A 23,712-nucleotide genomic window follows, 5' to 3' on the forward strand; every position below is an offset into this window, starting at 1 on the left:
GAGCTCATCACGGTGTGCCGGTGTGGCCCCAGAGCGACATCGGGTCATGACGCGGCATCGCGCGAGCTGTCGTCGGGCCCGGCGATGCCGTCGGCGCGATGCGGCCCTGGCACGTTGAGCCCGTAGTGTGCGCCGATCATCCGCAATGTGAAGCACGCGACGGCCGCCCCCAGCGCGGCGGGCACACCGTAGACGCCGGTACGTTCACACGCGACGGTGATCCCCGCCCCCAGCAGCGCGGGGATGGCGTACAGGTCTGCGTACAGCACTGTCGGCAAGCGCAACACCAGTACATCGCGCAACGTACCACCGCCGACGCCGGTCACCACGCCGAGCAGCACCGCCTGCGGCGCGCCGATGTGATACTCCAGCGCGGTGATCGCGCCGGTGACCGCGAACAGGCTGAGGCCGGCCGCGTCGAACACCGTGATCAGCGTCCGATAGCGCTCCAGGTGCCGCCACAGCAAGAACGTGACCATGCCGCCGGCCACCGCGACCGCCAGGTACCGCCAGTCGCTGAACGTCGCCGGGGGCAGTGCGCCGGCGAGTACGTCCCGGAGCACCCCGCCGCCCAGGGCGGTCACCATGGCGAGCGCGAGCACACCGACGATGTCCAGACGTGCCACTCGCGTCGCCGTGAGCGCGCCGTTCAACGCGAACGCGAAGGTGCCCAGCAGGTCGAGCACGAGGTGCAGCATTCCATGGCCATGCATCGCTGTCCCTCACACGTCCCGCCGTCGCTCGTCCTGACGCCCTCGGCACTGTCTCACCAGGTCACAGTGCGCGCACCGCATTGACCCAATCGGCCGACACGCGAACGGCCGACACGCGATGCACGACCCGTCGCCCCGCTGGCACCCTGGACCCCAGCGGGATCAATGGCGGACGAGTGACATCCGGTGGGGGTGCGAGCGGAGGGCAACGCCGTGACAGCACGTGGCTGTGGCACGGAACAGGGCGCGGTGGTGCTGATCGCCGGACAGAGCTGGGACGGACTCGCGGACCGGCCCTCCGGGCACACCGAGGTGGCGGTGCGCGACGGCCGGATCGCCGAGGTCGGGCCGGCTGTCGACCGCACCGGCGCCGAGGTGGTCGAACTCGGCGACCGCATGCTGATGCCGGGGCTGATCGACTGCCACGTCCACACCACCGTCGATCCCACCCGGCTCCTGCGGGCCTTCGTGTCCGACGGGTCGGCGGCGGTGGCGCTGCACGCCTTGCCGGTATTGCGCGACCTGCTCCACCGTGGCTTCACCACGATCCGCGACCTGGCCACCTTCGCCGCCGAGCCGGTCACGCTGTACCTGCGCGATGCCGTCGCCCGTGGTCACATCGTGGGGCCACGGATGATCGTCGCGCCGTACCTGATCTCCGCGCGGGGCGCGCATGGCGACGCCTCGACGTTGCTGGCGTCACACTTCAACCGTGAGATCGGCGCGCTGGCAGACGGCGCGGACGAGATCAGGCGCAGGGTGCGCGAGAACATCCGGGCCGGCGCCGACTGGATCAAGTTCGGCGCCACCGGCGGCTTCGCCACTCCCGCCGACGATCCCGCACAGACCACCTACACGCAGGAGGAGATGAACGCGCTGGTCGCCACAGCCCACGACCTGGGCATCCCCTGCACGCCGCATGCCTACGGCGACGAGGGCGTCTCGCGTGCCGTCAACGCCGGTGTTCGCTCGATCGAGCACGGCAACCTCGCTTCGGCATCGACACTGGACCGGATGGCCGAACGGGGTGTGTTCCTCGTTCCGACCCAGTTCATGGTCCTCGACGCGCTCGACCACCTCGACGACGACACCTACTGGGAGGGCAAGGATCCAGCGGAACGGGTGAAGTTCACCCGCTACACGGACCAGCTCCGCCGGTCGGCGCACAACGTGGCCGCGAGCAACGTTCGCATCGCGTTCGGCACCGATGCCGGCATGTTTCCGCACGCCGACAACTGGCGCGAGTTCCCGGCGCTGGTCAAGACCGGTATCGCCAACGTGCGGGCCCTTCGCGCTGCCACCAGTGTCGCCGCCGACCTGCTCGACCGGCCCGATCTCGGACGCCTCCGGCCCGGTGCGACCGCCGACCTGGTCGCGCTGCCCGGCGACCCCTTCGACGACATCACGGCCGTTGCGGGCATCGACTTCGTCATGCGGGACGGTGCCGTGCACCGCACTCCCGTCCAGTGACAGGAGACCTCCGACCGCGCTGTCCACCCCGTTCCACCATGACTGAGGGGACATTCGAGGGGATGGCGACGCTGTTCTTCTCTTCTCGCCCGCTTCGCGAGCGCCGGCTGCCGGCTACTCAGGAGTGAGCTGGAGGTGGGTCCCGTGAAACCGCGCGAGCCCACTCCGCGAGCGGGGTGGGCTCGTCTACTGAGCGCCGGGCATGCCTTGCACCTGCATCTCCCCGCAGGAAGCGGGGCGTCTTTCCTTGGACCACCAACGCGCGATGGGCTGCCCGGAGTTCGGGCGACCGCGACAAGATCCACTATAGCGCACGGCACCTGTCGAGGTGGTCTGCGGACCCGGGCCCGGAACGGCACCGCGCTCGTCGGACTACAAGCGCCGCAGCAGCCGGTACATCGCCTCCGCGGACTCGGCCATGGCGGCCAACGAGCAGGATTCATCGGTGACATGGGCCTGGTCCGGGTCACCCGGACCGTACACCACCACCGCCGGATCGCCGAGCCGGCCGGTCAGCACCGAGGCATCGGTGAAGTAGGTCGCGTACTCGGCCGGGCGGGCCGAGGAGCCGGGGGCCAGGATCTCCCGCGCGGTGGCGGCGGCCGACGGGTCGGTGGCGACGCCGGGCAGGTCCAGGAGCGGTTCGAGGCCGATGCCGTCGCCGCACAGCCGGGCGATCTCGGCGATCGCCTCGTCCCGTCCGAAGCCGGGAACGGTGCGTACGTCCAGCCGCATCTCGGCGCGGTCCGGCACCAGGTTGGGCTGCTCGCCCGCGTGGAACGTGCCGATGTTGACCGTGGCCGGGCCGTGGGTCGGGCTCACCGGCCAGCCACGGTGCCCGTGGATCCTGCTCGCCGCGGCGGCGAGCGCGGCGATGGCGTTGCGGCCCAGCTCCGGACGGGAACCGTGCGCGGAGACCCCACGGGCCGTCGCGGCGAGCCACAGCACGCCCTTGTGGCCGAGGACGGTCCGGTTGCCGGTCGGCTCGGCCACGATGAGCAGGTCGGTGGGGGTGAGCGACGCCGCGTCGATCTCCTCGGCCCCATGGCAGCCGGTCTCCTCGCCGAAGGTGAAGACCATCTGTACGGCGGTGTCCCGCGGGCTTTCCCGGGCGGCCCGTAGCGCCGCCTCGACCTGGCAGGCCACGCCCGCTTTCATGTCGCTGCTGCCGCGGCCGAGCAGCCGGCCGTCGCGCAGTTCCCCGCTCATCGGGTCGAACGACCAGCCCGACGGGTCGGCGGGCACCGTGTCCAGGTGTCCGGTGAAGGTGACCGGCACCCGTGGTACCGCGGGCCCGAACCGCGCGATGACGTTCGCCCGGCCGGGTATCGGCTCCTCGACCCGGACGTCGAACCCCGCGCCGTCCAGCCGGTCCGCCACCAGTGCGGCGGCCGGTGCCTCCCGGCCGCCCCGGGTGTCGATCCGCACCAGCCGCCGTGCGAGGTCCGTCGCACCGCGCCAGGTGTCCGCATCGTCCATCGGGGTCCTCCTGGGATTGTGGTGAGTCGCCGTCATATGCGGTCCGGGGGCGCCTGGGCGGCCCGGGTGCTGTCGCGCACCACCAGGGTCGGCACGAGTGAGATATGCGCGTGCGGGCCGCGCTCGGCGTCCTTGGCCAGGCTCGCCGCGGCCAGCAGCCGTACCGCCTCCGCGGCGATCCGGTCGCGGGGCTGATGGACCGTGGTCAGGGCCGGCTCGGCCAGCCGGGAGAACTCGATGTCGTCGTAGCCGGTCACCTGCACCTGCCGGGGCACCGCGAAACCGTGGGCTCGGCAGGCACGCGTGGCCCCGAGCGCGATCAGGTCATCGGCGCATACGAGCGCGTCCGGAAGGCCGCCCTCCGCGATCAGCCGGGCCACGGCGGCCTCGCCCCACTCCACGCTGTAGTCCCCGAGCAGCACCTGGTCCGGCTTCACCTCGATGTTCAGCTCCTCGGCGCGCCGCCGGAACCCGGCGAACCGCTGCTCCGTGGAGGAGTGGGTCATCAGCGAGCCGATGAAGGCCGCCGACCGCGCCCCGCCGTCGTGGAGGTGGTCCATGACCTGCCGCATCGCGGCGACGTCGTCGACGCCCACCCAGTCGGTGGTGGTGTCGTCGACGAAACGGTCGAGCTGGACGAGCGGCAGCCGCTCCGCGGTCTGCTGCACGGCGGGCCGGCTGTCGACGCCGTGGCTCGGGCTGACGATGATGCCGTCCACGTTGCGCGCGGCGAGCGAGGCCAGTCGGCGCGCCTCGATCCGCGGGTCGGAGCGCGCGTCGCACAGGAACAGCTCCTTGCCCTCCTTGCCCAGGGCGTGTTCCACGCTCTCCACCAGGGAGGTGAAGAACGGGTTGGTGATGCTGGGCACGACCATCCCCACGGTGTCGGTACGACTGTTGCGCAGTGCCCTGGCGATGACATTGACCTGGTAGCCCAGGTCGTCGGCGGCGCGGCGGACCTTGCGTTCGACCGCGGCCGAGACCTGGCCCCGGCGGGAGAGCACCCGTGACACGGTGGCGGTGGAGACACCGGCCCGCTCGGCGACCTGAGCGATCGTAACCCGTTGCAATCGATTACCTTCCTGCCGGGAAACATGGCGGTCACCTGGCTCCAACACCGAGGTGACCTGGCGCGTTGAATCAGCATAGAGCCTTGACACGGCACCTGACCCCTGCCTACGGTCCTCCGCAACTCGACTGTAATCGATTGCATTGAGGTGGCGTGATGACGACATCCGCGAACACGAGCGACCTCGGGGTGTTCCCACCCCGGCCGAACGCGATCAAGGAGCTGTTCGGCACCCCGAAGGTCGTCATCGGCGTGGTGCACCTGCCACCGCTGCCCGGCAGCCCGCATTACGAGGGCACCCCGCTGGACGAGATCTGCGCCTTCGCGGTCGAGGAGGCGCGGGCCTATCTGGAGGGCGGATGCCACGGACTGATCGTGGAGAACCACTGGGACATCCCGTTCCTCAAGCCGGGCGAACACGGCTATGAGACATCGGCGGCGATGGCCGTGGTGACCGACCGGGTGCGGCACGCCGTGCTGGAGGGGGCCGGCGGCAAGCTGGGGGTCAGCGTGCTGTCCAACGCCGCCGAGTGCGCCATCGCCTCCGCCTGGTCCGGCGGCGGCGGATTCGTCCGGGTCAACCAGTGGGCCAACGCCTATGTCGCCAACGAGGGCATCATCGAGGGCCAGTCGGCACACGCCAGCCGCTACCGCAGCCGGATCGGTGCCGGTCCGGTCAAGGTATTCGCCGATGTGCACGTCAAGCACGGTTCGCATGCCATCGTCGCCGACCGCACACTGGCCGAACAGACCGAGGACGCCGAGTTCTTCGGCGCCGATGTGCTGATCGCCACCGGCTCCCGGACCGGGGACGCCGCCTCGATCGAGGAGGTCGAGGGCATATCCGCCCACACCACCCTGCCGGTGGTGATCGGCTCCGGTATCACCGCTGGCAACATCGGCGGCCTGCTGCCCGCCTGCGACGGGGTGATCGTCGCCTCCTCGGTGAAGGACAACGGCCGCTGGTGGGGCCGGGTCGACCGGGCCAAGGTCCGCGAGCTGACCACCGCGGCGGCCAAGGCCGGAGTGGTGCTCCCGTGATCGTCTTCTGCGGGTACGCCAACATCGACCTGACCGTCGGTGTGCCCGCGCTGCCCGCTCCCGGTGACCGAGTTCAGGCGACCGCCATCCGCCACGGCCACGGCGGGATGGCCGCCAACGCCTCGGCGGCCGCGGCCCGGACGGGGGCCGACGCGTGGTTCGCCGGTGTGGTCGGACCGGAGCCGCGGAGCACGGCGTTCCTCGCCGCACTCGCCGCCGACGGGGTCCGCACCGACTGGACCGCCCGCACCGGCACCCTCACCACCGCCGTCGTGCTGCTCACCCCGGACGGCGAACGCGCCGTCATCAGCCAGGACGACGAGCTGGACGCCCGGCACATCACCCGTACGGTACGGGCCGCGCGCGAGGCCGGGGCGGACTGGCTCTACCTCGACGGCTACCGCTTCCCCGAGGCCGCCGCCGCCGTGGCCGAGGCCGCAGCCGACGCCCCGCCCGGAACGCCCGGACCGGGCCTGGTGGTGGACCTCGACGGCTGCGACCGGGCGGAGGCGATGCGCACCGCGCTGTCCGCGGCCGATCACGCCGTCGTCGGCCGGCCGCTGGCCATCGCGCTGCTGGGCGGAGAACCGGCCCTGGCCCGGGCCGCCGCCGACCTGGACGTCCATCTGGTCGTGACCGACGGCTCGCGCGGCTGGACCCTGCTGACCCCGGCCGGTGAACGCCACGACGGTCCGGCGATCGAGGTGGAAACGGTCGACGCCACCGGGGCCGGAGACTGCTTCACCGGCGCATACTGTGCCGAACTGGACCGGGGCCGGTCCCCGCTGGAGGCAGCGCGCTTCGCCGCCGTCGCCGCCGGCCTGTCCTGTACCCGCCCCGGCGCCCGTGACGGGCTGCCCGACCGGCGGGCCATCGAATCCTGGCTCGCGGCCCACCCCCCGTCCGAAACCCCGGAGCCGACCCGCACCCCGTAGGACAAGGAGAGCAGATGCGCCAGAAAGTGACGGCCGTGGTCGCGCTGGGCCTGCTGCTGACGACCGTCGGCTGCGACACCCAGGCCCGCCGCGAGATGGCGGCCGAGAAGAAGACCACCGAGCAGGGCCCGCCGCCGCCCGCGGAGGTCGCCCGCTCCTGTACCGTCCGCGGCCACGCTCCGAAGATCGGCATCGTGCCCATCAACCTCCAGGCGCTGTTCTTCAACCAGATCAACACCGGCGCCCGGACCGTGGCCCACAAGGCCGGGGTCAAAACCCAGATCGTCAACGGCAACGACGACTCCGCCACCCAGGCCAACGCCATCGACGACCTGGTGGCCAACCACTACGACGCCATCATCGTGGACGCGGTCGACACCGAGGGCATCAAGCCCGCCATCCGCCGGGCCAAGGCCGCGGGCGTCCCGGTCGTCGCCGTGGACGCCACCATCGACGACCCCGCGGTCTCCGCCCAGGTCGGCGTCGGCAACGCGGAAGGCGGCCGGCGCATCGGCGAGGCCCTGCTGAAAACGGCCGGCAACCGCGGTGGGATCGGCGTCGTCGGCGCGCTCAACAGCACCATCCAGAATGAGCGGCAGAAAGGATTCACCAATACCGTCACCGCCAAGGGCATGAAGATCCAGAACGTGGTCGACGGCCGCAATATCCAGGAGAACGCCCAGACCGCCGCCGAGAACCTGCTCACCCGCGACCCCGGCCTGAAGTACGCCTACGCCACCGGCGAGCCCGCCCTGATCGGCCTGGCCGCCGCCGTGGTCAGCCAGCACCGCACCAAGGACCTCAAGGTCGTCGGATGGGACCTGTCCAGCCAGGCCGTCGACGGGCTGCGGGCCGGCTGGATAACCGGTGTGCTCCAGCAGAACACCTTCCGGTTCGGCTACGAGGCCATGAATTCCGCGATCGACCTGGCCTGCGGCCGCACCACCCGCCGACAAGTGCCCGTTCCCACCCAGCTTGTGACCCCGGACAACGTCAAGAACTACCTCTACTACCTGGAGAAGTGATGGGCGAGAGTGCGCTGGTCTCCCTGCGAGGAATCACCAAATCGTTCGGCGCCGTCCGCTCGCTGCGCGGCGTCGACCTGACCCTGGCCCCGGGCGAGGTACTCGGCCTGGTCGGCGACAACGGCGCCGGGAAGTCGACCCTGATGAAGGTCCTGGCCGGTGCGGTCCAGCACGACGGCGGGCAGATCTCCATCGACGGCCGCGACGTCCGCTTCACCAGTCCCGCCGACGCCCGCCGCGAGCGGGTCGGCATCGTCTACCAGGACCTCGCCCTGTGCGACACCCTCGATGTGGCCAGCAATCTGTTCCTCGGCCGTGAACCGCGCAAGGGCCCCTTCATCGACCGCGCCACGATGCACGCCCGAGCCGCGGAAACCCTCTCCGAACTGCACGTCCGGGTGAAATCCACCTACCAGGAGATCGGCGAGCTGTCCGGAGGGCAGCGGCAGGCCGTGGCGATCGCCCGTGCGGTGTCGTTCCGCCCGCGCGTGCTGATCCTGGACGAACCCACCGCCGCGCTCGCCGTCGCCGAGGTCCGGCAGGTGCTGAAGATGATCCGCGACGTCGCCGCCCAGGGCGTCGGCGTCATCCTGATCACCCACCGGCTACAGGACCTGTTCGAGGTCTGCGACCGGATCACCGTGATGTACGAGGGACGCAGCGTCGAGGACGCTCCGATCTCCGATCTCGACATCGAACGGCTCGTCGCCATGATCACCCGATCCGGCACCACACACGGCGGGCCCGACACCGAGGAGGTGGCCTGATATGAGCGCCGACACCGCGATGCGCACCACCGCCGTACTGGGCCGGCCCCCTGGCCGCTGGCAGCGCGCCAACAAGGCCACCCTGGCCATGCTCGGCGTGGGCGTCGCGCTCTTCCTCGGCTTCGGTATCGCCGCCCCCAACTTCCTGACCTTCACCAACCTGTCCAATCTGGCCACCCAGGTGGCGATCACCCTGATCGTGGCGGTCGCCATGACCTTCGTGATCAGCACCGGCCAGATCGACCTGTCCGTGGGATCGATCCTCGCGTTCACCGCCACCTGTACCGCCGAGATGCTCCAGGCCGGCTGGGACTCCTCCGTGGTGATCATCGTGGCGCTGCTCGCCGGGCTCTTCTGGGGTGCCGTCAACGGATGGCTGTCGGCCTACCAGAAGATCCCCCCGTTCATCGTCACCCTCGCCACCATGTCGGTCGTCCGCGGTCTGGCACAGCTATGGACCAAGGGGTTCTCCGTCCCCATCGACGCCCGGCTCTTCGTCGCCAAGCTCGGCGACGCCTCCTTCCTCGGACTGTCCGCGCTGGCCTGGATCGCCCTGGCCACGGTCGCCGTCGGAGCGGTCCTGCTGTCGAAGCTGCCGTTCGGCTCCTACGTCAACGGCATCGGTGCCCAGGAGGAGTCGGTACGGCGGGCCGGGGTGAACACCGCCCGGGTCAAGATGATCACCCTGATGATGACCGGGGTGGCCGCCGGTATCGCCGGACTGCTCACCGCGGCCAGGCTGGGGTCAGGCTCCGCCAACTCCGGACAGGGCTTCGAGCTGACCGTGATCGCCGCGGTCGTGCTCGGTGGCACCAATCTGTTCGGCGGCCGGGGCACCGTACTCGGCACCGTCATCGGCGCCCTCATCACCGGAGTCATCGCCAACGGCCTCAACCTGCTCGGCGTGAGCCCGTTCCTCACCCCCATCGTCACCGGACTGGTGCTGCTCGCCGCGATCTGGATCAACCTGCGCGGCCGGGCGATGGCCGATCTGTTCGCCCATCTGACGGGCCGCTCATGAGCGGCCCCGCCCCCAGCACCGTGACCACGGTGACCGGGCCGGTGCCCAGCACCGGGCTCGGCCTCACCCTCACCCATGAGCATCTGCGCAACGACGTCCGCAAGGCCGTCACCACCCCGGCCGACCCCCGGCTCGGTCATCTGCGCGACGCCCGCACCACACCCGAACTGGCCTGGCTGCTGCGCGAGCAGCCCTACGCCTGCCTCGACCACTGTGTGCTCGACGACACCGAAGGAATGCTGGCCGATCTGCGCGCGTTCGCCGCCGCCGGGGGCGGCACGATCGTCGACGTCACCCCGGGCGGACTGGGCCGCGACCCGGCGGCACTGCGCGCGTTCTCCGAGGACAGCGGCGTACGTGTGGTCATGGGCAGCGGCTGGTACCTGGAGCCCTACCATCCCCGGCCGCTGTCGCCGGCGGACGAGCGCGACCTCGCCGTCGCATTGCTGGCCGAGTTCACCGAGGGCGCCGACGGCACCGGGATCCGGCCGGGCGTCATCGGCGAGATCGGGGTCTCCCCGCGGTTCACCGAGGGCGAGCACACCTCATTGCGTGCCGCGGCGCGCACCCAGCGCGAGACCGGTGTGCCGCTCTACATCCATCTGCCCGGCTGGCAGCGCCGCGCCCACGAGGTCCTCGACCTGGTGCTGGGAGAGTACGGGGTGGCGCCGGCCGCCGTGGTGCTGTGCCATATGGATCCCTCGCACGCCGACCCGGACTATCAGCGGTCGGTGGCCGACCGCGGCGTCTGGCTCGAATTCGACATGATCGGCATGCCGTTCCACTACCCCGGCGAGGGGCAGTCCCCGGCGCCCCACGAAACCGCGCACGCGATCGCCGGGCTCATCGCCCGCGGACACGGCGACCGGCTGCTGCTCAGCCACGACGTGTTCCTCAAGACCATGCTCACCGCCTACGGCGGCAACGGCTTCCGCTATGTGCCGGAGCTGTTCCTCTCCCGGCTCGTCGAGCACGGCGTGCCCCGGCGGACCGCCGCGGGCCTGCTGCACACCAACCCGGCCCGGCTGTTCGAGCACGCCGCCGCGGCCTGACGTCCTGACCACCGCCCCGGCGTTTCGCCCCATCCCCGTCACGAAGGAGCACCCTGTGAGCCGCGTCCTGATAGCCGGTGAGAGCTGGATCTCCCAGTCCACACACATCAAGGGGGTCGACTCGTTCACCACCAGTAGCTATGTGACCGGCGTCGAGCCGTTGCGGCGGGCACTGGAGGGCCGCGGGCACGAGGTCACGCACCTGCCCGCGCATCTGGTACCCGCGCAGTTCCCGGGCGATGCCGAGGCGCTCGCCGACTACGACGTCGTCATCCTCTCCGACATCGGGGCGAACTCCCTCCAGCTCTCCCCCGAGGTGTTCGAGGGGGGCACGCCGGGGGCCGACCGGATCGACGCACTGCGCGGATGGGTCGGCGACGGCGGCGGGCTGCTGATGGTCGGTGGCTATCTCTCCTTCACCGGTTTCGAGGGCAAGGCCGCCTACCGCAACACCGCGCTGCACGAGGTGCTGCCGGTCGAGCTGCTGCCCGAGGACGACCGCGTCGAACTCCCCGCGGGCGGCCATGCGTCGGCCGTCTCCACCGGCCATCCCGCCCTCGGCGGGGTGACCGGCGAATGGCCGCCGCTGCTCGGCTACAACCGCGTCCGGCCGCGTCCGGGCGCCGAGGTCCTGGCCACCCTGGGCGGCGACCCCCTGGTGGCGGTGGCCGAATACGGCGCGGGACGGTCGGCGGTCTTCACCTCCGACTGCTCCCCGCACTGGGCGCCCGCGGCGTTCTGCGAACAGTGGGACGGCTACGCCCGGGTCTTCGGCGGCCTCGTCGAATGGCTCTCGCGATGAGCCGGTCCGAGCGGCTCCTGAGGGCCGCCGCCCAGGTCATGGAACGGGCGTTGCGCATGCGCTTCGTCACCGAGGTCACGGCCGGCACGATCAGTGACGCCGACTACGCCGACTACCTGGAGATCGAGGCCGCGTTCGTGGAGACGGCCACCCGGCTGCACGGACTGGCCGTGTGGAGCGCCCCCGACCGGACGGCGCTGGAGCGCAACGCCCGCGCGGTCCACGCGCTGACCACCACCCAGGCGGACTACTTCCGCGAAGCCCGCGCCGCCTGGCCCGTCCCCGCCCGGCCGGGCGCCGCCCGGCGGGCCGAGGTGCTGTCGCGGTACGCACTCGACGTGGCGCGGGAAGGCGGCTACCCGGCGGTGATGACCATGCTGTTCGCCGCGGAAAGCCTCTACCTCACCTGGTGCACCCGGGCACACGAGCACGGAGCCGTCCCCGACGGCGCGATGAGCGCCTGGGTGGCGCTCCACGCCGACCAGGCGTTCCGGGACGGGGTACGGGCCCTCGCGGCGGAGGTCGATGCCCTGCCGGACGACATCCCCCAGGAGCGGCTGACCCGCTGGTTCACCGGCATGCTGGAGGCGGAGATCGCGTTCCACGACGCGGTGTTCGGGTGACCGGGACCCAGTTGGGGCCGACGCCCCGAGCAGTCCGTCATGGATGAGGAGCCGTACGACCCGGCGACGAAGAAGCCCCGCGCCACGATCACGTCCGGCAGCGAGCCAGAGGCCGAGCAGGAGCCCGGCACCGACGAGGAGTCGAGCGAACCGGAGTCCGAGGCTGACGAGGCGACGAGCGACGACGAAGCCGCCGCCTAACCCCCTCAGTCGCCCCGACGCCGGGGGCGGGACGCCCCCGCCCCCGGCCAGGAGCCCCACAGTGACCCGTACAGCTCTGTTCGAACGAACAAGCCGTGCTCGGCGATCCTCTCCGCGAAGTGCTCGCCGCCGCCTGGAGCGAGAAGCCATGACCGCGACCGGGCCGACGACCCGAAGGGCGCCCAGCACTACACCCACGCCGACCGGTACACCACCGCGGACATCGTCGCCGCTGAAACGCTGATCGTCTCCGAGACCACGCGGCGCCTCGCCGAACTCCTCGCACACGCCGCGAAGACCGGTGCGAAGGTCGTCGGCATCGGTGACCCCAAGCAGTTCCACTCACCCGGGGTCGGTGGACACTTCAGCGCCGTCCACCACCTCGTCGGCGGGCTCACCCTCACGGAGAACTTCCGGCAGAAGGACGCCATCGAGCGCCGCGCGCTCCATCTGTGGCGCGACGACCACCGCATGGAATCGCTCCGGACCTTCGCCGGCGCCGGCCGCGTCCACCCGCTCGCCGACAAGGACGAGACCCTCGCTGCCATGCTCACCGTGTGGGCCGACGAGCGCGCAGCCCACACCGACGACCACACCGCCGTGCAGCAGCTCCTGATGCTCGCCGCCACCAACGAAATCGCAGGTGGGCGGCGCAGCCCGATCCGGTCGACCTGAACTGGGCACAGGGCGACGTGCCGGTGCCGGCGGGCACGATTTCCGTACGGTGGCGGCGCGGTGCGGGGGACGACTCGTTCGTCCTCACCGTCCTGGCACCGGAAGGCGCGTCCGGCCGGGTCGCGGTTCCCCTCCTCCACAAGGACCGCACCATCGCCGTGGACGGCCGGATCGCCTGGCACAACGGCCGCCCGGCGGGTGAAGCGGGCCGAGGTGCCCACCCGGTGGGCGACGCGATCGTCTTCGATGGGGTGAGCGGAACCCGCACCTTCGCCTGGGCAGGGTAGGAAGTGCGTGGACCGGGCGTCTCCTCGAAAAGGTGATCGGCAACGTCGCACTGCCCGCGGGCCCGCGGGGGCCCGCGGGGAAACGGTTGGGCGGGACGACACTCGGGTTGGTAGCGTGCGAGCGACCGTGGCATCGGGCCAGGAAGTGAGGCCCATGAACGCTGTATCCGTGTGGGTGCTCCGGCTCTTCGTCACGGTCGGGCGATCGACGTAGGTGTCGCCCGGAGCGCCTCAGCAACAAGGCACTCCCGAGAGGCAACACCCCAGACCCGACCCTGGATTCGCAGTCAGCCGCTGGAACCGCGGACCACGAGCTCGGGTTTCAGGACGACATCACCGCTGTCGCCGTCGAGGAGGGCGAGGGATGCCTCGACCATGCGCTCGGCGGTCGAGCCCAGGGTGGTGAGCCCCGGCGCGGCGGTGTCGGAGATGTACGTGCCGTCGAAGCTCGTGATCGCGTACTCAGCAGGCACGCGTTTACCGGCGTGCTGAAGCGCCGTCAGCAGGCCGAGCGCGACAGCGTCAGCGGTGCAGATGATCGCGTCTGTGTCGCCGGGGTTCGCGAGCAGGAGCTTCGCCGCCTCGATGCCGCTGGCCACTGTGAAGTTCGGCATTTCCAGAACCCGGTCGTCCGGCCCGGCGAGCGCGCGGAACGCGGTTGTGCGCTCGATGCTCGACGAGGAGTCTTCCTGGGCGTCGACCATCAGGATACTGCGGCGGCCCCGCGCCCGCAGGTGATCCACGAGCAGGCGGACCCCCGCCACGTTGTCGAGCCGTACCGACGGCGCTTCGACGTCTCGTGCGCGGCGGTCGACCTGTACGACACGGTTGGACCGGGCGAGCTCCGTGATGGCCGCGCCACTCCGCTCGAACGCCGCGGGCACCACGAGCACCGCGTCCACCAAGACGCGATCCATGGCGCCGAGCTGGCGCTGCTCGGTCTCCGGGCTCTCGCCCGTGTCGATCGTCACCAGCCGCTTGCCCTGAAGATCCAGGCGGCGGGAATACGCCGACACCAGTTCCGCGAAGTACGCGTTCGCGATCGCCGGAACGACAAGCGCCAAGGAATCCGTCGACTGTATCCGCAGCGCCCGCGCCGCCGCGTTCACCCTGTAGCCCAGTTCCTCGCATGCGGTCCGCACCCGCAGCGCCAGCTCGGGATCGACATTGCGCTGAACACCGGACAGCACACGACTCGCCGTCGGCACGGACACCCCCGCGCGCAACGCCACGTCCTTCAAGCCGATGCGCGCGCCCATCCTGATCTCCCCTGGCTCCTGCCCGTCGATGCTACCAGGGCGGTCTCGGCGACCCGTTGACGCGACAGGGGCCGACATGCTTAGGTTCGGAAATGGTTTTCCCGACGATGAGAGTACCGCATGACCGCCCGCCGCAGGCCCCGGTGGGCAGCGGACAGGTGCTTGTCGTCGGATCGGTGAACCCCGGCCTCAGCCGTACACTCCCGCGCCTGCCGCGCGGTGCTGAGCAGATCCGCACCACCAGGCATCTTCAGGCGGGCGGAGACAAGGGGGCGAACCAGGCCCTCGTCGCCCGTCGCCCCAGTGCCGACGCCACCGCCACCCTGCTCGCCTCCGTCGGCGGCGATGCCGAGCACGCCCTTGCCGGCCTCGCCGCGGGCGTCGGCCCCGGCGCGGTGATCGGTCACGACCACGCCGCGACGGGAACCGTCGTCCTGCTCATCGCTCCCGACGGCAATCGCATCGTCGTCGACGCGGGAGCCGGCGACCTCCCGCAGCCCGCGCATGTCCGCGCGCTCGCCGCGGACAGCCCGCCGCCTGCCGTCGTCACCGACCACGAGGTGCCCGCCCCTGTCGTGTCGGCCACGCCCCGCACCTGTGCGGGCCGGGCACGCGTGCTCCTCAGCCCGTCACCCGCCCGCGCGCTCCGTCCCGAGCCGCTCACGCTCGTGGTCCTGCTCGTCCTCAACAAAGGTGAACTCGCCGGTCTGCTCGCCCTCGACCCGGCCCCGGCCACCCCCGGCGCCGTCGCTGCCGTCCTCGAGCGTTCCGGTCTCGGCGACAGCCTCGCCTCGCTCAGCTCCGGCGGCGTTGTGGTCCTCGTGCAGGGTGCCACGACAGATGTGCCCGCATTCCGTGTCGACGCGATCGACACGGTTGGCGCCGGCGACGCGCTCCTCGGCCCGCTCGCCTCCTCTCTCGCGGGCGGATTAGCCGTCCACCCCGCCGCTTAGCCCTCCGCCTCACCGCCGTACACGCCTCCCGCCGCAGGCGCGGTGGCGGGTCACCAGTACCGGTCACCACGCACGGCACACGCGGACCCGTGTCGACCCCGGACGCGGTCGACGCACTTGCCGAACGCGAACCCACGACTTCCCCGAACTTCAACCATCCGCCCCTCCCCGCATCGCCATACATCGAAAGGCGCCCTTCCATGAGCAATGAGGCTCAGCAAGGTCGTAGAGGCACGGCCGTCGAATCGAACGGCGTCAATCCTGTTCCCGATGCCGAACGGCGCGGGAAGCCGCGCGGTCTGTTCGCCGTGTGGTTCGCCTGGAACATCTCGATCCTCGGTATCAGTTACGGCATCTTCGTCTTCGGTCTCGGTCTGAACGTCTGGCAGACGATCGTCGCCGGGACCGTCGGCTACCTCATCTCGGCCACTCTCGTCGGCATCCTCGCGGTCGGCGGGCCCCGCACGGGACTGCCGACCCTCGCCCAGACGCGCTTCGCGTTCGGCATGAAGGGCAACAGGATCCCCGCGTTCTTCGCCTACCTGTCCAATATGGGCTGGAAGGTGACGATCATCACCCTTGCCTCGACCACCGGTGCGAACCTGTTCGCGAAGCTGTGGCCGTCGGTGTTCGCCGACACGGACGGGTCGAGCGCCACAGCCACCATCGTGCTGTGGTTCGTGCTCGTGCTCGCCGTGACGATGGCAGTCTCCGTCCTCGGCCACGAGCTCATCATGAAGGTCGAGGTCTGGATCTCGTGGGTGACCGGCATCATGACGGTCGCGTTCCTCGGATTCATGGTGCCTGAGATCGAGTGGGCACACCTCGGTGACACCCCTGCGGGCGGACCGCTGGTGTTCATCGGCGGCATCATCATGGCGATGACCCTCGTCGGCCTCGGCTTCCTCAACTACGGCGGCGACTTCGCCCGTTACCTCCCGCGCGATACCCCGGCCCGCGGCGTGATCAGATGGACGGTCGCCGGGCTCAGCCTGCCGGTCGTCATCCTCCTCGTCGTCGGCGCGCTTCTCGTCGGCGGCGATTCGAAGCTCGGTGCCGCCACAGCGTCCGACCCGATCGGGGCACTCACCGCGCTCCTGCCGATGTGGTTCTTCGTTCCCTTCTCCATCGTGATCGTCATCTCGCTCGTTTCGGCCGCCATCACCGGCATGTACAGCTCCGGCCTCGCGCTCATGGCGGTCGGCGTACCGCTGCGCCGCTCCGTGACGACCTCGATCAACGCGATCATCATCGCGGCGGGCGCCTTCTATCTGCTGTTCATCTCCACCTCGTTCCTCGCGACGTTCCAGTCGTTCCTGTCACTCATCGCCGTGATGATGGGCACCATGGGCGGCATCCAGCTCGTCGACTTCGTCCGGCAGCGCCGCATGGGCTGGAACACCGACATGGCGAACCCGCGTGGCTACGGCGGCCGCGACGGGCGCTGGACGGCGATTGTGAGTCTGATCACCGGAACCGTCGTCGGCCTCGGCCTCGTGACGAGCTCCGACCCGAACTTCGGGAAGATCACGGCATTCCTCCTCACCGAGAACGGCCGCACCGGCGTGTTCGGGTCGAGCGGGCTCGGCATCGTCATCGCCTTGGCGCTCGGTGCCGCGCTCTACGCGATCCTCACGTTCGGGCTCCATCTGGACCCGAAGCCCGACTACTCGCTCGTGACCGCGGGAGACGCCGCTCGCGGGAAGGGCACGCTCGAGGCCCCGACTCCCGACGCGGCCGGCAGGCATGCGACCGACCGCACCGAACGCTGACCGACCCGTGGCGGCGAGGCCCGCGCGGGTCTCGCCGCCGCTCGAGGAGCTGACACCCTTGTCCGCACGTGAGACCGCGCTGCACCGATTCCGGAACCCGGACCCCTGGCATGCGCCCGCCGCCTACTGGTTCTGGCATCGGCTACCCGACGAGGACACGATCCGCGCCCAGGTGCGGCAGATGCACGACGCCGGGATCCGGAGCTTCCAGGTGCAGGCGCGGTTGTCGTACCCGATCGAGGGTTACCTGGACGACGACTACCTCGCCGCGTGCCGTGCGGCCGTCCGGACGGCCGCAGAGCTCGGCATGATCGTCGGCATTTATGACGACTACAACTGGCAGACCGGTCAGGCTGCGGGCCGCGCCGTGACCGGGCACGACGAGCTGCGTGAACGGCACCTGTTCTGGGTGCGCATCCCCGCGGGCGCGAGCGACGGCTCGCTCAGCGGGATCCGCTCGGCGACGGAGAACCTCGGCCCGGCCGCGATGGACTGGCACTACGAGGGCGGCGTCGTTGCCTGGGCCGACTGGCGGGTCGAGTATGCGCTGGTCGTGGCAGGGGAGCAGGGCGCGGCCGTCGAGCGGCCCGAGCTCGTCGACCGCGTGGACGGCGCCGCCGCCAAGTGCCGTGTCCACCTTGTCGAGCCCGTGCCCGACGGCACGGAGGCGATCGTGTTCGTCTCCGCCCGCTGCGCGACCTCCCGGCTCGTGAACCCCGTCGATCCGGTCGCGGTCGATCGCTTCATCGAGGCCGGCTACCAGCCCTTCGCCGACGCCCTGGGCGACTTCTTCGGCTCCACCGTCGCCTACATGTTCTTCGACCAGCCGCACGCCGTGTACTACGACTGGGCGGAGCGCAGAGGAGACCTGCGTTCGGCTATGCCCTTCCACGAGAGCCTGGCCGTCTCGATCCGGGAGCGCTGGGGCGGGCGGACCCCCCAGGTGCTCGCCGCCGTGCTCGACGGGGACGACCCGGAGCGGCTGAGCCTTCGCGCCCAGTTCTACGAGCACTTCAGCGGCTACGCGATGGAGACGTTCCTCGGCAAGCTGCGCACCTGGAGCCACGCCCACGGTCTGCGTCAGTCCGGCCATGAAGTCCTTGGGCACGTCGGTGGCTGGGCGCTCGACACCGCGTTCGCGAACTGGGACCTGCGCGTGAACTTCGGACTCGACCACTTCGGCGTGGACGGTTACCGCGACCTCACCGCAGTGGATGCGCAGGACGCCCTGGTGCAGCTCAGTCCCGTGTTCGGCGACTCGGTCGCCCGCCACCACGGCCGCAGCGGGACGATGGTCGAGCAGTACTTCCTCACCCCGCCCGAAGGCGGGGCCCCGTGGTCCGGCCACTGGGGGCTGACTCTGCAGGAGCTGCGTACAACGGCGATCAATCACCATCTGCAGGGCATGCGGCAGATGATCTTCCACGGCTTCTATCAGACCCACGGCCATGACGACGATCACGAGGCGCTGCGGAATCCGCGCTTCGACTTCCCCCCGGGCATCAATTTCGAGCCGTGGTTCGCCGATCATCACCTGCGGTTCGCGCTCGAGAGCGCGCGGCTGAGCGAATTCCTCGAGCCGGTGTCACCGCAGAGCGACGTGGTGGTCCTGTACCCGTTGCGTACGGTGTGGACCGCGGGTCAGCTCGGCGAGCAGGCGTCGGCGATGGGCGAGTGGGCCCGCGCGCTCACCGAGTCCCGGGTGGGCTTCCACCTCGTGGACGAACGCGATCTCGAGGCCGCCGCTGTGGAGGAGGGCGCGGTGTGCTTCGGGGACCGCCGGTACCGGGCGCTCGTACTTCCCGCCGTGACAACGCTGCGCTCGGCCGCATCGCTGCGCCTGCTTCGCCGCCTGGCCGAATCGGGGGTACGGGTGCTCGCGAGCGGCGCGACGCCCGCCGTCTACCAGGAGGGCCCACAAACCGCCGCCCAGGACTGGGCAGACCTCGCCCCCGCCGTGGAGATGTTCCATGCGGTCCCCGAGAAGGCGGTCCTGCGCGGGCTCGCCGCACAGCGTGGGCAGACTGAGCCGACGCTGCGCGCCCCCGCGGGCTCGGCGGTGCGCTGGCGCGGCGGCCCGGACGCGGCCGACGGCTTCCGCTTCGCGTGCTTCACCGAGACCGAGGGCACGGTGGAGCTCCTGCTGCCCGACGGGCCCTGGCATATCGAGGAGTGGGAGGCCGCCGACGGTACCGTGCGCACCCTCGAAGCAGCCGAGAACCCGGTCGCGCTGCGGCTGGAGCAGAACGCGTTGCGCCTGTTGCGTGTGTACAGGGGCGCAGAGCCCGCTTCAGGCTGGGCGGAGGCCACGGAAGACTCAGAGGCCGCGGCCGGCCACGGGACACCGGAATGGTCGGCGCCGGAAGCGCTCGAGTCCGGCTGGCTCCTCGAGGTCGCCAAGGACGCGTACGAGGAGGCGGGTACCCACCGCGACATCGCGGTGACGTGCGGCTGGGAGCGCCAGGGCCTTCCGGCGTTCGCGGGCACCGCCGACTATGTGCGGCAGATCGAGCTCGACGCGCCGGTCCGCCTGGAACTGATGCTCCCGGCTGTCGCCGGAGCTGTGGCCGTGTCCGTGAATGGCGTGCGTGTGGGCGAGCGCGCGTGGGCACCGTACCGCCTCACGATCCCCGCCGACGCCCTGCGGGCCGGGGGGAACGAACTCCGCATCCGGGTCGCGCCGTCGGCGGCCAACCGCTACTACGCCGGGACCGGGCTCCGCGCCGAGCCCGAGCCGTGCGGGCTGCTCGCGCCGCCGCTGCTGAGCCACGCGCTCGCGACTGTGGACCTCGGTGCGTCCCCGGACGGTTTCGACTCCGGCCCCCGCTCATCCTCGGTCACGGAAAGCTGATCCATCTCACTCGAAGGACTCGACCCGCTCCTGACCCCAAACCTCCTGTACGCACTCGCGCGGATGGGGCATGGGGACACGATCGCGATCGTCGACAGGAACTACGTCCGATCCCCTCCCCCGCGTCACGCGGCCCTGGGCGAGGAACGGGTCGTGGACGGCGTCCAGTTCGCCGGCCCAGGAGTTGACTTCCGTAATCTCCCCACCCACGCAGGCGCCAACGATCGGCCGGTCCAACTGTCTCGACGAGCACCGTTGGACATCTGGACGCCGTGCGTCGGTCAGGTACCGGTCGCCGGCGCCGCGTCGTCGACCACGAGGTGTTCCAGTGCGGCGACGACGTGGCCGCGCAACCACTGGGACGGGCGGTCGCTGTCCGGTCCGCGATGCCAGCGCTGATCGACGGTGACCCTCGGCAGGTCGAACGGGATCTCGTGCCCGCGCACCGGGACACTCGGGGTCCTTCGTGCCCTGCGCGACGAGTCGCGGACTGACGCCGGGGGCTCGGCCGTGATGCGGCCGATGAGCCTCGGGACCAGCACCGGTGCGAGCCCGTCGTGGATGCGTACCGCGAACGAGCGTCGCCACGTGTGCGGCTCGCTGCCGGTCGCGTCAGTGACCAATTCCGCGGCACCCTCGAGCAGTGCCCGGACCCGGGGAGCAGAGCGGAGTGCGAACGGGGTCGGCACCAGCCCACGTCCGGCCCGGACCAGGATCGGATGCTCCATGGCCCGCCGCAGACGAGCCGGCGCCCGGCTGGTCGCCGGGGGAGACAGACGCAGTTGTTCGGCCGCCGCCCCGGAGGTCCCGATGATGCTGCTCGGCCGCGCCGTCACCGGCCTCGGCGCAATGTGCGCCCTCCCGAACAGCCTCGCCGTGCTGATCCACGCCACGCCCGCACGGCGCCGACCGCACGCGATCGCCGTCTTGGCCACCATGTCCGGCATCGGCGGTGTGGTGGACAACGTCGGCGGTGGTGCGCTCCTCCTTCGCCCTGCTCGTCGGCGTCATCCAGAGTCCCGACCAGGGCTGGGGCGGCGCCACCGTCATCACCGGATTCGCTGCCGCGGCGATTCTGTTCGGTCTCTGGGCCGTGATGCTCGATCCTACGGTTGGAGGTCCGGGGTGTTCAGGGGCGGGTCTCGTCGCCGGGTACGACGCGACGCCAGATCTCCTGCTGGAACTGCTGGGCGGTCATGTCGATATGTTCGGCCATCAGTGCTTCGGCGCGACCGGGTTCCCCGGCGGCGATGGCTTCGGCAATGGCCTCGTGCTGTTCGGCGGCCACCTGCAAGGATCCGCCTGCGATGCCGGCCAGCCCTATGGTCGTGACCTGGCGCTGCAGGCGCCGCATCGCGTCGACGGTGGAGGCGAAGAACATGTTGGCGGCAGCGGCCGCGATACCGGTGTGGAAGGCCTCGTCGGCGAAAGTGAAGGCATCGATGTCACCTTGCTCTGCCGCACGGGCGGACTGCTGCGCGGCTTCGCGGACCGCCTTGACCTGCGTTGGGGTGGCTCGCTGCGAGGCCAGGTTCGCAGTGGTGGTCTCCAGATGTCGGCGGAACTCGAAGAGCTCGTCCACCTGTCGCAGGTCCGCGGGCAGAAAGTTGGCGAGCGACTGCTGCCAGGAGGACTGCTCGGGCTCGGCCACGTAAATGCCGCGGCCCTTTTGTACGGACAGCCGTCCCAAGGCGGAGAGGATCTTCACCGCCTCCCGCACCACGGTCCGACTCATCTGCACCTCTTCGGCCAGGTCCTTCTCCGTGGGCAGCCGGTCACCGGGCTGAAGTCCCGCCCGGACGATGTACTCGAGGACGCGTTCGGCTGCGACCTCGTACCCGGGACGGTAACCGCGCGCCGTGTCCGCCGGCACAGAGGCGGACGCGGCGCTCTTCTCTGAGTGGGTCAACGGCTCTCCCTCGCTTCCCTCTTGAGGCCGCCGGTCCGGCAGACTCTGGCCTCGACGCCGGTCGCATGTTTCTGATACATCATGTAGTCCTGACTCAGTGAATCATACCCAAACCCTTGACGCCAGGATCCGGCAACCCCAGACTCTCGTCACGCCGCCCCACCTAAGCCGTTCCACCCGCGTCCGGTCGCAACAGGCCCCCTGGATGACCTCTCCCGAACCCTCGCAACGTCGACATGTATCAGATTTATCTCTTCTTTATCATAACGTAGATGGGATGTCTCCATGTACATTCGGCGTAGCCGTAGACACGCCCGCCGGCCTGGCTCACCTATGGGATCCGGGACAGGATCCAGCGACCAGCCCCTCAAGCTCCGAGGTCCCGGCCGGCACCGGCCTCTCGGTGCCGAGAGCCGGGTCGCCGACGGCCTCCGCACCGATGAGCGTGGCGCTCCTACCGCTCTACTGCCCCAGCGACGCAGCATTCAGGGAACCGCCTTCACCAGTCGCAACCCTAACTCGTCGAAATCCCTTGAAAGGAAAGCGCGTTGAACGACATCAGGCTCGGCGTCATCGGCCTGGGCAACCGCAGCGATCTGGTCGAGCTGGCCCATCAGCCGGGCTCGGGCTCCGTGGTGGCTGCCGCCTGCGACCGCGATCCGCGGATGCTCGCGCTCGCCGAGAAACGCTTCGGTACCGGGGTGAGGACCACCCTGGACCACCACGAACTGCTCGATGCAGGGCTTGACGGCGTGTTCGTACTCACCCCCGACCACACGCACGAGCAGATCGGCCTGGACTTCCTCGCGGCCGGTGTACCGGTGTTCCTGGACAAGCCGATGGCGATCACCATCGAGGCCTGCGACCGGCTGCTCACGGCGGCCCGTGCGTATCGAACCCCGCTGTACGTCGGCCACAACATGCGACACATGCCGGTCGTGGTCGCCATGCGCGACTTGATCGACAGCGGGGCCATCGGCGAGGTGAAGGCGATCTGGTGCCGCCACTTCGTCGGCAATGGCGGAGATTTCTACTTCAAGGACTGGCACGCGGACCGGCGCAACACCACCGGTCTGCTGTTGCAGAAGGGAGCCCACGACATCGATGTCATCCACTGGCTGGCCGGCGGTTACACCCGGCGCGTGAACGCCATGGGCGGGCTGACGGTGTACGGCGACATCAGCTCGCGCCGCGACCGCAGTGGGCAGCGGATGACCGACTGGCTGTCGGCGGACAACTGGCCGCCCCTCAGCCTGACCGGCCTCCACCCGGTGGTGGACGTGGAGGACCTGAGCATGATGCAGATGCACCTGGACAACGGCGTCTTCGCCAGCTACCAGCAGTGCCACTACACACCGGACTACTGGCGCAACTACACGGTGATCGGCACCGAGGGGCGGATGGAGAACTTCGGCGACTCCGAGGGAGCGGAGGTCCGGGTGTGGAACCGCCGCTCCGAATACCGCGCCGAGGGCGATCTGGTGGTCCCCGTCCACACTCCGACCGGCACCCACGGTGGAGCCGATCCGCTCTTGGCCGCGGAGTTCCTGCGGTTCGTACGGGAAGGCGGTGCCACCGTCACCTCGCCGGTGGCGGCGCGCGAAGCGGTGGCCGCCGGCTACGCGGCCACCCTGTCGCTGCGGGACGGGGGAAGGGCCGTCGACATCGCTCCCGTGGATCCGGACGTGGCCGCGTACTTCGCGCACGGTCAGAAGTGAGCACGTCGGCAGGGTGTTGGTGACCCTGGTGCCGAGCGCGCCAGGGCAAGGTGGCTCCGGTCCGGAAGGGGGCCGGGCCGGAGCCAACTG

Annotated in this window: 23 protein-coding genes; 17 read left to right on the forward strand and 6 right to left on the reverse strand. The window is 70.4% G+C overall.

Annotation, left to right across the window (positions count from 1 at the left end):
* Positions 1 to 44 precede the first annotated feature (44 nt).
* Positions 45 to 698 (reverse strand): trimeric intracellular cation channel family protein, encoded by a 654-nt coding sequence (locus KN815_RS03240; RefSeq protein ID WP_253208718.1) that lies wholly within the window; start codon positions 696 to 698, stop codon positions 45 to 47.
* 228 nt (positions 699 to 926) lie between these two features.
* Between KN815_RS03240 and KN815_RS03245 the strand changes: the two genes are divergently transcribed.
* Positions 927 to 2,183, forward strand: a complete 1,257-nt coding sequence (locus KN815_RS03245) for a metal-dependent hydrolase family protein (RefSeq protein WP_216339963.1) — start codon at positions 927 to 929, stop codon at positions 2,181 to 2,183.
* A gap of 372 nt (positions 2,184 to 2,555) precedes the next feature.
* Here KN815_RS03245 and KN815_RS03250 read toward each other — a convergent pair whose 3' ends face one another.
* A complete protein-coding gene (locus KN815_RS03250) occupies positions 2,556 to 3,662 on the reverse strand; it encodes a M20 family metallopeptidase (protein WP_216339964.1) in 1,107 nt (368 codons plus the stop codon).
* A gap of 32 nt (positions 3,663 to 3,694) precedes the next feature.
* On the reverse strand, positions 3,695 to 4,732 hold the full coding sequence (locus KN815_RS03255) for a LacI family DNA-binding transcriptional regulator (RefSeq protein WP_216339965.1): 1,038 nt from the start codon (positions 4,730 to 4,732) through the stop codon (positions 3,695 to 3,697).
* 155 nt (positions 4,733 to 4,887) lie between these two features.
* On the opposite strand from KN815_RS03255, the gene KN815_RS03260 reads away from it, so the two are divergent.
* The 11 genes from KN815_RS03260 (at position 4,888) to KN815_RS03310 (ending at position 13,160) form a co-directional block, all read left to right on the forward strand.
* Positions 4,888 to 5,772, forward strand: a complete 885-nt coding sequence (locus KN815_RS03260) for a BtpA/SgcQ family protein (RefSeq protein WP_216339967.1) — start codon at positions 4,888 to 4,890, stop codon at positions 5,770 to 5,772.
* A complete protein-coding gene (locus KN815_RS03265; protein WP_216339969.1) occupies positions 5,769 to 6,707 on the forward strand; it encodes a carbohydrate kinase family protein in 939 nt (312 codons plus the stop codon). Before KN815_RS03260 ends, KN815_RS03265 begins: the two co-directional genes overlap by 4 nt.
* Before the next feature lie 14 nt (positions 6,708 to 6,721).
* Positions 6,722 to 7,732 carry a substrate-binding domain-containing protein gene (locus KN815_RS03270; RefSeq protein WP_216339971.1) on the forward strand — a complete coding sequence of 337 codons (1,011 nt, stop codon included), beginning with the start codon at positions 6,722 to 6,724 and terminating at the stop codon, positions 7,730 to 7,732.
* Positions 7,732 to 8,499, forward strand: coding sequence for an ATP-binding cassette domain-containing protein (locus tag KN815_RS03275; protein WP_216339973.1), 768 nt, complete (start codon positions 7,732 to 7,734; stop codon positions 8,497 to 8,499). The genes KN815_RS03270 and KN815_RS03275 overlap by 1 nt, the downstream gene beginning before the upstream one ends.
* Position 8,500: 1 nt before the next feature.
* Positions 8,501 to 9,520, forward strand: coding sequence for an ABC transporter permease (locus KN815_RS03280; protein WP_216339975.1), 1,020 nt, complete (start codon positions 8,501 to 8,503; stop codon positions 9,518 to 9,520).
* Entirely contained in the window at positions 9,517 to 10,572 is a 1,056-nt protein-coding gene (locus tag KN815_RS03285) for a phosphotriesterase family protein (RefSeq protein WP_216339977.1), read from the forward strand. Before KN815_RS03280 ends, KN815_RS03285 begins: the two co-directional genes overlap by 4 nt.
* A 55-nt stretch (positions 10,573 to 10,627) precedes the next feature.
* Complete coding sequence (locus KN815_RS03290; RefSeq protein WP_216339979.1) at positions 10,628 to 11,374, forward strand: glutamine amidotransferase; 747 nt, start codon at positions 10,628 to 10,630, stop codon at positions 11,372 to 11,374.
* The gene (locus tag KN815_RS03295) at positions 11,371 to 11,997 is read left to right on the forward strand and encodes a TenA family protein (protein ID WP_216339981.1); all 627 of its coding nucleotides are present in this window, start codon (positions 11,371 to 11,373) and stop codon (positions 11,995 to 11,997) included. Before KN815_RS03290 ends, KN815_RS03295 begins: the two co-directional genes overlap by 4 nt.
* A gap of 39 nt (positions 11,998 to 12,036) precedes the next feature.
* A complete protein-coding gene (locus tag KN815_RS03300) occupies positions 12,037 to 12,198 on the forward strand; it encodes a hypothetical protein (protein ID WP_216339983.1) in 162 nt (53 codons plus the stop codon).
* Positions 12,199 to 12,420: 222 nt separating this feature from the next.
* Positions 12,421 to 12,873, forward strand: a complete 453-nt coding sequence (locus KN815_RS52035; RefSeq protein WP_372458243.1) for an AAA family ATPase — start codon at positions 12,421 to 12,423, stop codon at positions 12,871 to 12,873.
* Between the two features lie 17 nt (positions 12,874 to 12,890).
* Positions 12,891 to 13,160, forward strand: coding sequence for an alpha-L-rhamnosidase C-terminal domain-containing protein (locus tag KN815_RS03310; protein ID WP_253208720.1), 270 nt, complete (start codon positions 12,891 to 12,893; stop codon positions 13,158 to 13,160).
* A 287-nt stretch (positions 13,161 to 13,447) separates the two neighbouring features.
* On the opposite strand, the gene KN815_RS03315 is transcribed toward KN815_RS03310, so the two are convergent.
* Positions 13,448 to 14,419 (reverse strand): LacI family DNA-binding transcriptional regulator, encoded by a 972-nt coding sequence (locus KN815_RS03315; protein ID WP_216339986.1) that lies wholly within the window; start codon positions 14,417 to 14,419, stop codon positions 13,448 to 13,450.
* Positions 14,420 to 14,526: 107 nt separating this feature from the next.
* Here KN815_RS03315 and KN815_RS03320 point away from each other — a divergent pair, with 107 nt between their 5' ends.
* From KN815_RS03320 to KN815_RS49955, 4 genes are all read left to right on the forward strand, one after another.
* Positions 14,527 to 15,372: a PfkB family carbohydrate kinase gene (locus KN815_RS03320; protein ID WP_216339988.1), complete on the forward strand. Its 846-nt coding sequence runs from the start codon at positions 14,527 to 14,529 to the stop codon at positions 15,370 to 15,372.
* Positions 15,373 to 15,572: 200 nt separating this feature from the next.
* A complete protein-coding gene (locus KN815_RS03325) occupies positions 15,573 to 17,144 on the forward strand; it encodes a purine-cytosine permease family protein (RefSeq protein WP_216339990.1) in 1,572 nt (523 codons plus the stop codon).
* Between the two features lie 58 nt (positions 17,145 to 17,202).
* Complete coding sequence (locus KN815_RS03330) at positions 17,203 to 19,995, forward strand: hypothetical protein (protein WP_216339992.1); 2,793 nt, start codon at positions 17,203 to 17,205, stop codon at positions 19,993 to 19,995.
* Positions 19,996 to 20,025: 30 nt separating this feature from the next.
* The gene (locus KN815_RS49955; RefSeq protein ID WP_301184544.1) at positions 20,026 to 20,394 is read left to right on the forward strand and encodes an RbsD/FucU domain-containing protein; all 369 of its coding nucleotides are present in this window, start codon (positions 20,026 to 20,028) and stop codon (positions 20,392 to 20,394) included.
* On the opposite strand, the gene KN815_RS03340 is transcribed toward KN815_RS49955, so the two are convergent.
* Together KN815_RS03340 and KN815_RS03345 are read right to left on the reverse strand one after the other, a co-directional pair.
* Positions 20,277 to 20,942 (reverse strand): LysR family transcriptional regulator, encoded by a 666-nt coding sequence (locus KN815_RS03340; RefSeq protein ID WP_253208721.1) that lies wholly within the window; start codon positions 20,940 to 20,942, stop codon positions 20,277 to 20,279. The two genes, KN815_RS49955 and KN815_RS03340, sit on opposite strands and share 118 nt — an antisense overlap.
* A 182-nt stretch (positions 20,943 to 21,124) precedes the next feature.
* Entirely contained in the window at positions 21,125 to 21,904 is a 780-nt protein-coding gene (locus KN815_RS03345) for a FadR/GntR family transcriptional regulator (RefSeq protein ID WP_216339994.1), read from the reverse strand.
* Between the two features lie 548 nt (positions 21,905 to 22,452).
* Here KN815_RS03345 and KN815_RS03350 point away from each other — a divergent pair.
* Entirely contained in the window at positions 22,453 to 23,622 is a 1,170-nt protein-coding gene (locus KN815_RS03350) for a Gfo/Idh/MocA family protein (RefSeq protein ID WP_216339997.1), read from the forward strand.
* Positions 23,623 to 23,712 lie beyond the last annotated feature (90 nt).

It is taken from the genome of Streptomyces niphimycinicus, from assembly GCF_018883605.1.
GTDB classification, from domain to species: domain Bacteria; phylum Actinomycetota; class Actinomycetes; order Streptomycetales; family Streptomycetaceae; genus Streptomyces; species Streptomyces niphimycinicus.